Origin of the sequence: Caldisphaera sp. (genome assembly GCF_046536515.1) — an archaeon.
In the GTDB taxonomy this organism is placed as follows: domain Archaea; phylum Thermoproteota; class Thermoprotei_A; order Sulfolobales; family Acidilobaceae; genus Caldisphaera.
The window spans coordinates 1-14458 of the sequence record NZ_JAWDMQ010000034.1; the positions used below are offsets into that span (position 1 = coordinate 1).

Genomic DNA, 14458 nt, shown 5'->3' on the forward strand with positions numbered 1-14458 from the left:
CCGTTGGGGTCGAAGGAGTCCCATGACCCACCTACCACAAGTGGGTGGTTGAGGGCTAAGTCCCTACACTTGATCATGATTGAAGATAAAATGATTGAAATGAAAGTGTAGGAACAAACGGAAAGTTATAAATGTAGATTGGAATAGTGCAATAAATAATCTACATATCCCAGAATTCCATGGATATAGGAGGAAAGAGCAACTCCTAGGGGTAATTGGTTGAAGGCCCAGCAGTGATCTACCAATGGACAAATAAAGCGTGAGGGTGAAAAACCTTTACTTACCAGCTATGAAGAGATGAAAATTGTAAACCACAAACTTATGATCCGCCCTGAAGGAACCCTCGCCCTCTAGGGCGGGAAGAAGGTCAACTTAAAAACTAGAATATACTATCTTTTATTTTTTGTAAAGATTCTTTAATATAATCATTATTACATTTTTCCATAACCAGACTTATGTTTTTCTCTATTATTTTATCATTAATTGTTACAAAAGACGAGGCAAAATCCATCTTTATAGCACTTTTGCACGAAATAAATTTTAAAACCTTCTTCAAGTTAGAGCAATCAATATCATAAAAATCTAGTGAACCACAGATATTATTATCATTTATAAAATTTAATTTAATCTTTAACAAATAACTATAGATCAATTTTGCTTTAAATTCTAAATCATTTTGATTATATGAATTTGATACTAGTGGAATTAATTCTCCCACATTTGATACACCTATACAAATTTATTAAAGTGGAACAACTATTTAAATTTTTCTTCATAGATTTTTAATACATAGAAAAATAATAACTAAGAATATTAATTATAAATATTTAAAAACATATAAGAATCCATTAATACATATTAATTCAGGTGATATTGTTGATAAAACTTAAAATGCCTCCAAAAATAAAAATTTTGGAAGCAGCGGGCGCGATTGCTGATAATAGGATAACTATTGAAAAGGCTAATGATGATTTAATCTTAGCTAAAGTTATAAGCAGCGAAAAAGACAAGACTTATAGAGTTATCATTAAAAAGGCTAATGATGATTTAATTGTTTATAGTGATGATAATGGTACAAAGTTAAAAGGATACGTTGGATATCCTATAATATCTGTTATGATGTTGACAGGCTTACTAAATAGGGATCAAAGCGTTGAAGAAGCTCTTAAAGATATAGAGTGGCGTAAGTTAAATGAGACATATAAAAAATACTATGTTGTTGAAGAAATTGTGTTAAAAAAAGCCGAACCAAAGCTTCCTAGATCTTACATACTAGAGTTTAGAAATAATATTATAAATGAACTAGAAAAAATTAATGTTTTCTATGATGAAACCATCTCTTCTACATAAAATTATGCGTAAATTGTAAAACCATAATTTTTAATCTCTCTAGGTCTTATTAAATCTAATCCTATATGATTATGATATGCATCAGGTGCCCCACTCATCGGCTCTAATGCTATAGCATCCTTAATGCCTGTATAGATTTGGAAATATGGCATATTAATTGTTTTTATAATAATGCTCGAGTATTCAGAATCCAACTTAACTTGATTTCCTATATAAAAACAATCATCATATTCTCTATTTATTTCAAGCTCGTAATCTATTATTTCGCCTGTTGGAATTTTATTTATACTGATACATTTTTTTACATGAGTTGGGCTAATTTTCCAATGGTTTCTTATAATAAAATAAGGATGCGCTCCAACAGTTAATGGGGCAATAGTATCACCTAAATTTTGTATAATAAATTTTGTATCAAAACTGTCCTTATTTATACTATATGTAATGTTTATGTTTAATTCTGATGGATATCCATCATCTTTAAGATTATAGGATAAAGTTACTACATCGTCTTTTTTATCAACAATCTGAAATCTTTTATCTAATATCAAACCATGTATAGCATTACCTTCATTATTTTTATTAAGATAATATTTTTTCCCGTTAAATTCATATTCTCCTCCTCTAATTCTATTAGCAAAAGGAATTAAAATGGCCATACCACTATGAGTGGGATTATTTATATTTCCATGTAATAAAATATCTTTATTATTTATAATTATTTTTTCAACATATGCCCCTATTTCATTAATGCTTACTTCCGAAGCAAAATTTCCTATTTTTATCATTTTAAGCACCAGTTAAAATATATAAGAATAAATTTAAGTAGTTAATGTGCAATATTAGCATGATGAAATATGACGTACTTTAAGTTAGAAAAAGAATTTAAAGCTAATCCAGAAAAAATTTGGAAAATAATATCCGACATATCAAGTATACCAAAATATTGGCACGGCCATAAAGAGATAAAGATAATTAAAAAAGATGAAAAATATATTGAAGCCTATGTAAATTTTGTTTTTCCATCAACAGCAAAAGTAAGATATGAAATAAACGATAAACAAAAAGAAGTAATAGCCTATTATATAGATGGTCCTTTTAGAGGAATTTCAAAAATAAGGATAGATAATAATAAATTAATCGATGAGTGGGATATAAAGTTTAATGGTCTATTCAAATTAATATCTCCTTGGGAAATACATCATTTTAAGAAAGGAAGCGAAGATGCATTAAACAGAATTTTGAATGATATTTGAAATAAATTAAAAATTTTAATACATATATTTTTGCAAAATCTGACCTTTTCCCCGCCCTGAAGGGCGAGTTTCCTGAGGTCTCAAGGGTTACACCCCTTTTACGGGTATTACTCTATTATCCCCAACAAGATATTGCGGGAGAAATCGGCTCTTGCTTATCATGTTTTAAGATTTGATAGGCCTGGATTCATTTTTTACTATTTTCAGAAAAAATATTTAAGTTTTACCCCATCCTGAAGAGCGAGGTTTGCCGTTCATTTTATCATTATAGGTTTAATCGCTGAATTATTTTCGCTTATAATATTAATTTACTCATTAACATTAATAAATAAAATAATTGAAAACTTGTTTATGGGATATATGATAATAGGTTTTTACGCTGAAATTGTGGATAGCATAAAACAAAACCATAATCATTGAATTTTCTTAACTATCGCATCAGTAATATTTATCCATTTAACCTGATAACCTAAATAATCTAAAACTTCTGTTATCCATTCACCGTATTTATTGACCAATTCAGAAATTCTTTTATTATTAAAGTTTTCCTTTTTAAGTTCTTCTAAAAATTCATTCTTAATTAAATAGTTCTTTAGCTTTGTATATCCTGTTATAAAGTTTCCTTCTTTAATACTTTCTCTAGGTACATTAAATTTTTTAGATATATAATCATAGGAAATTACATTTTCCTTTACATAAATATCTTTATTATCATTAATTTTTATTTTATCTATCATATTATTATAAATTTTATTTATTAAATAATAAACAGCCGCAATATTAATTGTTTTTTTAAACTTTATTACATTTTCACTATTAAAATCATCATAACCTAAAGATTCGTCGATAATAAGAATTAGAGGCAACTTTATTTCTCTAACCTTTTCTGATTTCCTTCGCAAATATTCTTTTGTCCAAAAACCAACTATTTCAACGTATATGTTAATATTATTTTTCGATAACATAAAATCAGGGATAAATACTGCATTGTTTACTATTAAAGGTTGAGGTTCTCTTATTATTTCCCAATCTTTGGCAATAATTTTCATTTTAGAATAGAAATCTTTTTCTATACTACTATCAAAGGTTACTTCTTTTTGAATTCCTTCTAAAGGAAATTCAGCATCATCATTTTTTGTATCTAATATATAAGTCCTATTATATTTTCCAACAAATTCTGCTTTAATTTTCCAGACCCTGTTTGAAACTATTTGAGGTAATAGCATAGAAATCGACCTACCATATCTTTCTGTTAACCTTAGCATTGAAGCTGGACCATAAAACTCTATCCTAAACGGGTCATTATATGCATCATACATTAAACCTAATCTTTTTGCAGTAAACAGCAATTCTTTCCATTTATCACTTATATAAACATCAACTTTTAAAGTTTTCATTAATGCTGTCTGAAGTAATTCAAAGTTATATTCCCTTATTATATTATCTGGATCTAATTTGGGTACTTTTTTTATTACCATTTCTTCTTCTAAATCAGCAAAAATATATTTTAATGGATCTACACCTATTTCTTCTTTAACCTTTTTTAAAATTTTCTCTTTCTCTAAATCATCTACAATAGGTCCATAAGAATAAACCCTACTTCTAATGATTCTAGGATCTATCGGAGATTTATTTTCTATAATTGATTTTCTAAGCAATAATATCGATAATCCTTCAACTAGTTTTGGATCATAAGCTTTTCTTAGATATTTTATTTCGTTTTTGAATTCTCCTATTGATAAATTTTCCTTCAATAATGAGGCTATTTCTTCTATTAAGTCTTTTTCATTATGTCCTATGTATTCAATGTATACTTTATCCTTTCTGTATTTGACCCTTAATAAATCATTACTAAACATCTTTTCTTCTCCTCAAGCTAAGGCTATAATCAGATGTTCCTTTTGTAACTATTTCAATAAGTTTGGCTTTTTTGCCATCTTTAATTCTAAGAATTCTTCCTAGCCTTTGTATAAATTGCCTTCTAGTTCCATAGCCTCCTACTATTATTGCAATAGATGCATCAGGAACATCAACCCCCTCATCAAAGACATTCGACGCAACAATTACTTTATATTTACCGTTTCTAAAATTATCCATAATTTCTTTCCTTTCATCTTTTGGCGTTTTATATGTAACAACAGGAATCAAAAATTCTTTTGATATTTTGTAAGCCATAGTTGTTTCTCTTGTAAAAATAATAATTTTGCTATCTTTGTAAGTTTTTAATAATTCTCTTAGCTTTTTTATTTTAGAATTTGAATTTATAGCAATATTAGTTGATTCATACCAAAGTTGAAGTGCCTCTCTAGCTTCTTTATTTTTACCTGCGTAATATAGAAACCTTTTGAAGTCGTTAATGCCTTTTAATTCTATGTTTAATTTAGTTAAAATATTCTTCATCCTTTTTCTCATCTCTTTATACCTTACTTCTTCATCTTCTTCTAAGTTAACATAAATTCTTTCAACATCATATTCAGCTAAATATTTTCCTGCTAAGGTCTCAGGACTTATTCTATATATAACTGGTCCCACCAAATCAAACAAAAATGTATGTCTACCATCTTCCCTTTCTGGAGTTGCAGTTAAACCCATTCTATAAGGAGCTGGACTTAGCTGGGCAATTTCCATATATCCTTCAGAGGGTAAATGATGGACTTCATCAAATATTAAAAATAAAAATTTGTTTCCTAATTCATCGATTTTAGAATATGCACTGTCATATGTGGTAACGGTAATTCCATGTATTTCATCATATCCTCCACCAATCCTACCTGGGGTAGCACCAAGTTCCTTAATAACAGCCCTGTACCATTGATCAAGTAAATCTATTGTCGGCACTACAATTAATGAAGATAATCTTAAATGAGATATTGCTTTTAATGCTATATGAGTCTTACCAGCACCAGTTGGCAATACAATTATTCCTCTTTTAACCTTTAACCATGAGCTCAAAGCTTTTTCTTGATAAGTTCTTAGCTTTATCTTATCATTAATTATTGGAAAAGGAAGAGAATCGAAAACATTCTCTTTAACACCTATGCCTGACTCCCTAAAATATTCAACTATTTCCTTATATTTATAAGCTAGCGATATGTACTTCTTAATTTTTTCATCGTACTTCATTTGAGGTGCATAAGTGTCTGAAACTATCAATCCTTTATAATAGCTTAATCTAACCATATTTACTCCTACAATTATTATATCTTATTTTACCTTAATAAATTCTAATATGCATAAAAATAAAGCTTATTCTTAAGGTTGAAAATAAAGGTAGTAAACTAAGACCCTTACATCAAAACACTATTGCTTTAAAACAAGAATTTCCCCCTCTCAAAGCATCATCGATTTAATTTATATAGAAAGCCTCATTAACTTAATATTCTGCAACACCTATATGAAAGAAAAATTACAAATGAAAGCCTCGCCCTTTAGGGCGGAGAGGAGGTCAGCTAATAATTCATATAAGTTCTTTTATAAATATTAATAAATCATAAACGTTACCTATTAATTAGAAGGGGTTAATTTTGAATACTGAAGAAAGGAAACTTGAGCACATTGAAATAGTAATCAATGAAAATGTACAATCAAAAGAAAGCAATTTATTGGACTTCGTTAGATTTATTCATAATCCATTACCTGAGAATAACTTAGATTCTATAGACCTAAGCAAAGATTTCTGTGATTATATTATAGATGCACCTCTTGTAATAACAGGAATAACTGGAGGCCATCCCGAGGCAGAAAAGATAAACGATAGTATTTCAAGAGTAGTAAGCAAGTTCAATATTGCAATGGGAGTTGGAAGCCAAAGAGCTGCCATAGAAAACCCAAAATTAATTCATTCTTTTAGAATAGTTAGAGAAAATGCACCTCAAGCTTTTCTGATTGCCAATATAGGAGTAGCGCAGCTAAATAAGGGCTACGGTATAAACGAGATAGAGAAGGCAATAGATATGATCAAGGCTAATGCTATTGCCATTCATGTAAATCCAGGACAAGAGGCTTATCAAGATGAAGGAGATACAAATTTTTCAAATCTAATTTCTAAGATTGAAGAAATCAATGATAAAATAAGTGTACCAATTATAATAAAAGAGGTTGGGAATGGACTAAACATGGAACTTGTTAAAACACTGAGATCTATTGGTATAAAGTGCTTTGATGTTGCAGGACTAGGAGGTACCAATTGGATAAAGACAGAAAGTATAAGATCTAGAAGAAAAAATGGATATCCTTTAAAAGATCCTGGAAAATTAGCTGATTTTTGGGGAAATCCAACAGCCTTAAGTATTGTAGAGGCTAGATCTGGCGCCATGGATTCTTATATTATAGGAAGTGGTGGAATTAGAGATGGCTTGGATGCAGCAAAAGCAATAGCTTTAGGTTCAGATGTAGCAGGAATGGCCTTTCCTATTTTAAAAATTTTAAAATTAGAAGGTGAAAAAGGATTGGAAAACTACATAAAGAAAACAATATACCAACTAAAAACAGCTATATTTCTATCTGGAGGTACGAATGTTTATTCGTTATGGAAATCACAAGTAACAATATGGGGAAGGCTAAAAGATGAACTTTTAATTAGGGGAATAGAACCAAATGAATATTTGAATAAGCGATTACAGACATTACTATGGAGGAAGAAAAATCATGGTATATGAAACTTTAAAGAAAGTTGGAGAAAAATATGCATTACTTATAGATTCATATATTTCTGACATATTAAGGGGGGAACCTGAAGATCTTTATAAAGCAGCTATGCACTTGATTAAGGCCGGCGGAAAAAGATTAAGACCTATGATAACACTTGCGTCATCAAGAGCCCTCGGTGGTGCATCTTCGGAAGCAAAAGCCGTTTATTATGCTGCAGCAGTAGAAATACTTCATAATTTTAGTTTAGTCCATGACGATATAATGGATAATGATGATTTCAGAAGGGGTATACCTACAGTACATAAAGTATATGGAGTTAATTTGGCTATTTTAGCTGGAGATCTAATGTTTTCTTATGCCTTCTTAACGCCTTATCTAGCTATTAAAGCAGGAGCTGATAATAACGAAATTGCGAAGGCTGTTGAAGTTATAGGAGAGGGTTCAAGAAAAATTGCAGAGGGTCAAGGATATGATATTATGTTTGAAAAAACATGGGATGTTGATGAGAAAGATTACTTGAAAATGATTTACCTAAAAACTGGCGCTTTAATAGAAGCTTCTTCAAAACTAGGTGGAATTGCTTCAAATTCAGATGATGAAATTGTAGAACTTCTAGGGGAATTCGGAAGATTTGTGGGACTTGCATTTCAAATAAGAGACGATATATTAGGGGTGTTTGGAGATCCAGCGAAAACAGGGAAACCAATATTTAATGATTTAAAAAGAGGTAAGAAAACGATTTTAGTATTGTATGCATCTAAAAGAAAAGAAGAATGGAAAAAATTCTTTATTAAACTTTTTTCAGGTAATCAATCTGATGAAAACATCAAAGAGGCTGTGGATATAATTAAAGAATCTGGGTCATTAAATTATGCAGAAGAGCTTGCTAAAAATTACTACAACAATGCTATAGATAAGCTAGATTCTATTGAGAAAAACGGGATAGTAAAAGATGAAGAATCTTTTAAATCTCTTAGAGAACTTGCTGAATTTTCAATAAATAGAGACAAATAGGGGAATAGAGTTGAGTGAAGACTTAGAAAGCATAGCCTGGAAATACACTTTATTAAATGCATTTGAGCATGGAGGAAAGGCTCAAACAAATAGCGTAATGTCTATGATATTAGGAGAGAGAAGCGATCTTAGACAAAAAGCTAAAGAAATTTATAAAATAGTGAACAATTTCGTTGAAAAAGTTAATGCAATGAGTTTGGAAGATCAAAAAAAGGAAATAGAAAGGCTTGGCATAAAAATAGAATATAAAAAAGAAGGAAAAGAAGAAGGAAAAACTCTTCCTCCATTGCCAAACGCTGAGATTGGCAAAGTTGTAACTAGGTTTGCACCTAATCCAGACTTTGTTATACATATAGGAAATGCGAGGCCAGCAATATTAAGCTATGAATATTCAAAAATGTACAAAGGAAAAATGATCTTGAGATTTGAAGATACGGATCCCAGAACAAAAACTCCTATAAAAGAAGCTTATAATCTAATAAGAGAAGATTTAAAATGGCTCGGAGTAATCCCTAATGAAGAATATATACAAAGTTTAAGAATGAACCTATTTTATGATACTGCAAAGGAAATTATAATGAATGGCTGTGCATATGTTGATAAAAGTGGTGATAAAGGCAAGAAATTATTATCTATGCAGATTGAGCCCCCTGATAGAAATACTTCGCCAGAAAGAAACTTAGATGAATTTGAAAAAATGATAAACAATTATTATAATGAAGGAGAGGCCGTACTAAGAATAAAAACTGATGTTAACCATCCTAACCCCAGTATTAGAGATTGGATTGCTTTTAGAATTATAGATACTTCATCTCATCCTCATCCAATTGTAGGAGATAAATACGTTACATGGCCTACATATAATTTTGCAGTAAGTGTTGATGATCATTTATTGGGTATAACTCATGTATTAAGAGGTAAGGAACATGAACTTAACACCATGAAGCAGGAATATATATATAAATGTCTAAAATGGAAGATGCCAGTTTATATTCACTTTGGCAGATTAAAGCTAGAAGGATTTATAATGAGCAAAAGCTATATCAGAAAAATTATGTCAGAAAATCCAAAAGAATTCTTGGGCTATGATGATCCAAGGTTTGGTACAATATCAGGATTAAAGAGAAGAGGTATTTTACCTGAATCAATAAGAGAAGTTATTTTAGAAGTTGGTATAAAAAGTGGAGATGCTAAATTAAGCTGGATTAATTTGGCATCAGTTAATAGAAAGAAATTAGATCCTATAGCAGATAGGCTTATGTTTGTGGAAAATCCAGCAAAGTTAAGTATTGAACAACCTACATGCTTTAACGCCGAATTGCCATTACATCCTGATACGCCTAACAGAAAAAGATCTATAAGCGTTTGTAATGGTGATGAGATACTTATAGACGAGAAAGATATAAACCTAAAGAAATTCAGACTTATGGAATTAGGTAATTATGAATACAAAGATGGGAAACTGAAGTTTATTAGCAAAGACATAAAGTATGCAAGAAAGGAAAAACTTCAAATAATACAATGGGTTCCATATAAAGAATCTAAAGAAATTTTAATTAGAGAACCTTACGGACTTCAGTTTAAAGACCATAAAGGATTTGTGGAAAATTACATTAACAATTATAATAAAGGTGCTAGACTTCAATTTTTAAGATTTGGTTTCATAATAATAGATAATATTGATCCTTTAACAGGGTTTTTAACTCATAAATAATCTTTGCAATTAAAGCTTAAAACAATCTATATACTAGATATATTTTAGGAGGAAAAATTTGATAATTGTCTATGGGAATCAAGTAATATATCTTAATATCAATGCAATATTATACGTAATTAGCGGAATTATTGCTTTATCCATTAGCTTCGTTTCATATAAATATAATAAAATTATTAAGGAAAATGTCTTAAATTATATCAGTTTGGGATTCGCATTATTAGGTTTGGGACTGATTATACAAGGTTCATTAATGATATTATTATCCTTTAATATAGCAAGGATATCCGAAGATTTAAGAGCAACATATATTTCTTCCTTAGTTTATTTGTTTTTACAATTAATAGCATATACTATAATTACTATAGGATACACTAAAGAAGCTTATTGGAGCAGTTCAGAATTATTTTTACTTACAATCATTTTAACGAAAAAGAGGGAGTACTTTTTATTAGGCGCATACATATTTGATGCTGTTCAAATAATATTAATATTTTTATTGGGACTTATAGTTTTTACAGGTTATTTAATTCATATAAGAAATAAAAATACCTTCTCATTACTTGTATTAATAGCCTTCTCATTAATGTTAATTTCTCATATAACTTACCTATTTTCATCTCTATCATTTTCAGTAAACTATTATTTTGTGGCAAACATAATACAGTTCTTTGGATTTCTTTCGCTATTAATATTTTTAATAAGGAGTGGTCATATTGGTAGAACAAAAGAAAAATAGATCAAGAGTAAAGATATATTTAGACATATTAGAAACTATAGAGAGAGAAGATAAGGCAAGATTAACTAGAATTATGTATAATGCAAATATACCCTACGATAGATTGTTAAAATATATCGATGAATTAAAACAAAAAGATATTATAAACGAAGTAAATGATGGAGATAACAGATACTATATCTTAACAGACAAAGGAAAAGAGTTTGTAAAAGAACTTAAAAAAATTGATTCCTTTTTAAGAGGATTTGGCTTGAGCTTATAGACAAACTGTCTATACACCTTGTACTTATCCGTTTATATTTATAATAATTTACAAAAATTTTGGGGGAAAAATTGAAAGGGCCAATAATAATATTTGGTGCCGACGGCTATATTGGATGGCCATTATCAATACATTTAGGGGTAAAATATGATATACCAATCATAATGGCCGATAATTTTTCAACAAGGACATTAGTTAAATCAGTAAAATCAGATTCGCTGACACCAATAAAGTCTATGTCTGAAAGAATAGCGGCATATAAGGAAACTTTTGGAAAAGATAACCTAATATTTGAACCTGTTGATGCAAGAGATCCTGAACAGGTCGATCAATTAATTTCAAAATATAAGCCTGAGGCAGTAGTACATCTTGCACAACAAAGGAGCGCTCCTTTTAGCATGATAGATCAAGAACACGTATTATATACTGAGATTAATAATGTGATTTCAAACATAAATATAATGTTTTCATTAATAAGGCATTCTCCAGGAGCTCATTTATTGAAAATGGGTTCTATGGGAGAATATGGAACCCCTAACATAGAAATTACAGAAGGGAATATAGAAATAGAACATAAAGGTAGAAAAACAAACGTTATATTTCCAAGGTTTGGGCAAAGTTTCTACCATTTAACAAAAATTTTCGATACATATAATTTACTTTTAACTAACAAACTTCATGGAATTAAAGCAACTGATGTTATGCAAGGAGTGGTATATGGAACAAAAGTAGATGAAATAGTCAACGAATCCCTAGAAACGAGGTTTGATTTTGATTCTAATTGGGGAACTGTAATAAATAAGTATGTAGTTCAAGCTGTGATTTTAAATGAATTACTAATTTATGGAAAAGGAAAACAGACGAGAGGTTTCTTATCATTATATGATAGTATAAATGCTTTAACCTTATTGTTAGAAAATCCACCTAAGGAGGGAGAGTATAGAGTAGTTAATCAATTAGATGAGATTTACAATACCTTAGAACTTGCAGATAAGGTATTAGAAATAGCAAACGAATTCGGGATAAAGCCAAAGGTTAAACGTATAGATAATCCTAGAGTTGAAGCAGAAGAACATTTCTATAGTGTAGAACATAAAATACTGCCATCGCTTGGATTTTCAAGAAAAAAAGATATAAAAGATGTAATTAGGGAAATATTTGAAACAGTTATACAATATAAAAATAGGGTCAAAGATCTAAAAGAGTTGATTTATCCAACAGTTAAATGGAGAGACTCGACATCGATAAGATCAAATTTATTCCCTATGCCAGAAGAATATATGAAAGTGTTAAGTAAAAATGAAATTATGAAATACTTTGGTCCTATTATTGAAGAAAGAATAGGTGAAAATTAATGAAAGTTATGATGGTTTCAGAAATCGATGGAAAAACAAAAAAACTAAGGAGAGGATCTTATTTAAGGTATAAATATCCTCCAAAAGGGATCGAATATACTGTATTTAGCGATGTCATACCTCTATTTAAGAACTCTTCAAACTATGAATTTAATAAAGACAATGTAATTTCAACTCTATCTAGGTTAATACTAAAAGGATTCTCACAGCCAATTCCTAAGGATGAGAAAATAATACATTCGTTTTTTTGGAATTTTTATTTATATTCTAGACCATGGATACATGAAAATGATGAAAGCCCTAGCCAATTTTTAGACCAATATTATGGAGGAAAGGGGTTTACATATAATATAGCATTAGAGTTTTTAACTTATTATCTTAATTCTTCACCTTGCAGGGCTATTATAACGTGGTCCGATTGGGCTAGAAAAGGTTTTATAAAAGATGGTGTTGATTCATCAAAAGTCGTTTTGATACCTCCTCCTATGCAAATTAAAACGAATGAAAAAATAGAACACAATGGGGTAAACATATTATTCATAGGTAGAGATTTTATTAGAAAAGGAGGGGATATAGTGTTAAAAGTCTTTGTAAAATTATCAAAAGAGTTCGAAAATTTAAACTTGTTTTACGTTGGTTCAATACCAAATAATATAAAGAAATTTATCAGCAACTATAAGAATATTTATCATTTCAGTAACCCTGATGATAATGTTTTATATAAAAAGATCCTACCAGCATCTGATATTTCATTCTTACCGACTAGATATGATGCTTATGCGCTTACAATCTTAGAATCTATGTCATACGGAATACCTGTTGTTTCATCAAATATTAGTTCTATCGAAGAATCTGTAATTCATGGGTACAACGGGTTTGTTGGAAAAGACGAATATGACTACGAGAAATACTTATCATTATTAATATCAAATGAAAATATTAGAAAGTCATTTTCTGAAAACAGTGTTTCATTGGTTAAGGAAAGACATGACCCGAATACAGTTGGTATGGAACTTACGAAAGTTTACGAAAACGTATTGTCAGGGTTATAATTTTATGAAAAGAGTTCTAAACAATAGGATTCTGTTTATATCTACTTCTATTGTTAGATTTTCTTCAATTATAGCCCAATCAGTTTTGCCTTTATATGCTTATTCTCTCAATATAAACCCTTTGTACATCTCTATAATAATTGCAACATTGTGGATTTTTAATGGAATTGGTTCCCTAACAGTTAACATAATAAAAAATTTTAATAACTTTAGTTTTATCAGTTTTTTAATCGCTCTCTTAGGTTTTTTTCTAATAATTTTTTCAAAAAATTACCTGCTTTTGGGGATTTCCGTTAGCTTTATTGGATTAGGATTAGGATCAATATCAGTTTTTCTAGCGCCTTTGATGCACATTGATAATAAAGGATTTGAAGGTATAGGCCTATATTCTTTTGCTTTATCATTAGGTCTAATACTTGGAACTTTATTTTCATCTATTATACTCTCGTATCTTTCATTCAAATATATTTTTGTTTTTACAATTATTTTATTGATTATCCCGATAAGCATGACTTTGAGATATAAGTTTAATCATAATGAGCTAAAATTGGAATTAAAATTTGATTCTTTATTTTCAATTATGAAAAATAAAAAGTTCTCTAAATATTTTATTTTAAACTTTATTTACTCATTTACATTACCGTTTATAATTTCATATTGGGGTATTTATGAAGAGAGTTCAATCAATTTAAAATCAAATATTGTTATGCTTTCTTTATTTTTATTGTTTCTAATCTCTTCTTTAATAAGGTTTAAATCGATAAGAACTAGTGAAAATAATTTAATTAAACAAGAAACACTAGCAATTTTAATACTTCCAATATCTTTATTCCTTTTAAATATACATAATATATATATTAATATAATAGCAATACTCTTATTTGCAATTCCCCATTCTACTTTGTACCCATCTTTTCTCTACAATGCGTATAAGTCGTTAAACAAGGACAATATAATTACAGGTAATTTATTGTTTTCTGCATCATCTGGAATTGCGGAGTTTTTATCACCAATCTTTGCAGCTATTATAATAAACTTATTTACTATAAATAATTTATTTTTATTCATA

General features: G+C 29.3%; 14 protein-coding genes. 10 read left to right on the forward strand and 4 right to left on the reverse strand.

Annotated features, from left to right (window positions below):
- Window positions 1–379: 379 nt before the first annotated feature.
- The gene (locus tag RXO53_RS05695) at window positions 380–718 is read right to left on the reverse strand and encodes a hypothetical protein (protein ID WP_410713284.1); all 339 of its coding nucleotides are present in this window, start codon (window positions 716–718) and stop codon (window positions 380–382) included.
- A gap of 158 nt (window positions 719–876) precedes the next feature.
- Between RXO53_RS05695 and RXO53_RS05700 the strand changes: the two genes are divergently transcribed.
- Window positions 877–1350: a hypothetical protein gene (locus tag RXO53_RS05700; RefSeq protein ID WP_410713285.1), complete on the forward strand. Its 474-nt coding sequence runs from the start codon at window positions 877–879 to the stop codon at window positions 1348–1350.
- Between the two features lie 2 nt (window positions 1351–1352).
- Here RXO53_RS05700 and RXO53_RS05705 read toward each other — a convergent pair whose 3' ends face one another.
- Window positions 1353–2135: an aldose 1-epimerase gene (locus tag RXO53_RS05705; RefSeq protein ID WP_410713286.1), complete on the reverse strand. Its 783-nt coding sequence runs from the start codon at window positions 2133–2135 to the stop codon at window positions 1353–1355.
- Window positions 2136–2204: 69 nt separating this feature from the next.
- Between RXO53_RS05705 and RXO53_RS05710 the strand changes: the two genes are divergently transcribed.
- Window positions 2205–2603: an SRPBCC family protein gene (locus tag RXO53_RS05710; RefSeq protein WP_410713287.1), complete on the forward strand. Its 399-nt coding sequence runs from the start codon at window positions 2205–2207 to the stop codon at window positions 2601–2603.
- A 413-nt stretch (window positions 2604–3016) separates the two neighbouring features.
- Here the strand turns inward: RXO53_RS05710 and RXO53_RS05715 are convergent, their stop codons facing one another.
- Both RXO53_RS05715 and RXO53_RS05720 read right to left on the reverse strand, forming a co-directional pair.
- The gene (locus RXO53_RS05715) at window positions 3017–4462 is read right to left on the reverse strand and encodes a DUF790 family protein (RefSeq protein WP_410713288.1); all 1446 of its coding nucleotides are present in this window, start codon (window positions 4460–4462) and stop codon (window positions 3017–3019) included.
- Window positions 4455–5783 carry a DEAD/DEAH box helicase family protein gene (locus tag RXO53_RS05720; protein WP_410713289.1) on the reverse strand — a complete coding sequence of 443 codons (1329 nt, stop codon included), beginning with the start codon at window positions 5781–5783 and terminating at the stop codon, window positions 4455–4457. The genes RXO53_RS05715 and RXO53_RS05720 overlap by 8 nt, the downstream gene beginning before the upstream one ends.
- Before the next feature lie 344 nt (window positions 5784–6127).
- Here RXO53_RS05720 and fni point away from each other — a divergent pair, with 344 nt between their 5' ends.
- The 8 genes from fni to RXO53_RS05760 all read left to right on the forward strand — a co-directional run.
- Window positions 6128–7261 (forward strand): type 2 isopentenyl-diphosphate Delta-isomerase, encoded by a 1134-nt coding sequence (fni, locus tag RXO53_RS05725; protein WP_410713290.1) that lies wholly within the window; start codon window positions 6128–6130, stop codon window positions 7259–7261.
- Window positions 7251–8267, forward strand: a complete 1017-nt coding sequence (locus RXO53_RS05730) for a polyprenyl synthetase family protein (protein ID WP_410713291.1) — start codon at window positions 7251–7253, stop codon at window positions 8265–8267. Before fni ends, RXO53_RS05730 begins: the two co-directional genes overlap by 11 nt.
- Before the next feature lie 10 nt (window positions 8268–8277).
- The gene (locus RXO53_RS05735; RefSeq protein WP_410713292.1) at window positions 8278–9981 is read left to right on the forward strand and encodes a glutamate--tRNA ligase; all 1704 of its coding nucleotides are present in this window, start codon (window positions 8278–8280) and stop codon (window positions 9979–9981) included.
- A gap of 58 nt (window positions 9982–10039) precedes the next feature.
- Window positions 10040–10720 (forward strand): hypothetical protein, encoded by a 681-nt coding sequence (locus RXO53_RS05740; protein ID WP_410713293.1) that lies wholly within the window; start codon window positions 10040–10042, stop codon window positions 10718–10720.
- Entirely contained in the window at window positions 10698–10982 is a 285-nt protein-coding gene (locus RXO53_RS05745; protein ID WP_410713294.1) for a DUF4364 family protein, read from the forward strand. The genes RXO53_RS05740 and RXO53_RS05745 overlap by 23 nt, the downstream gene beginning before the upstream one ends.
- A gap of 71 nt (window positions 10983–11053) precedes the next feature.
- On the forward strand, window positions 11054–12337 hold the full coding sequence (locus tag RXO53_RS05750) for an NAD-dependent epimerase/dehydratase family protein (RefSeq protein WP_410713295.1): 1284 nt from the start codon (window positions 11054–11056) through the stop codon (window positions 12335–12337).
- Window positions 12337–13389: a glycosyltransferase family 4 protein gene (locus RXO53_RS05755; RefSeq protein WP_410713296.1), complete on the forward strand. Its 1053-nt coding sequence runs from the start codon at window positions 12337–12339 to the stop codon at window positions 13387–13389. The genes RXO53_RS05750 and RXO53_RS05755 overlap by 1 nt, the downstream gene beginning before the upstream one ends.
- Window positions 13390–13393: 4 nt before the next feature.
- The coding region (locus RXO53_RS05760) for an MFS transporter (protein WP_410713297.1) at window positions 13394–14458 on the forward strand (1065 nt) is incomplete at its 3' end.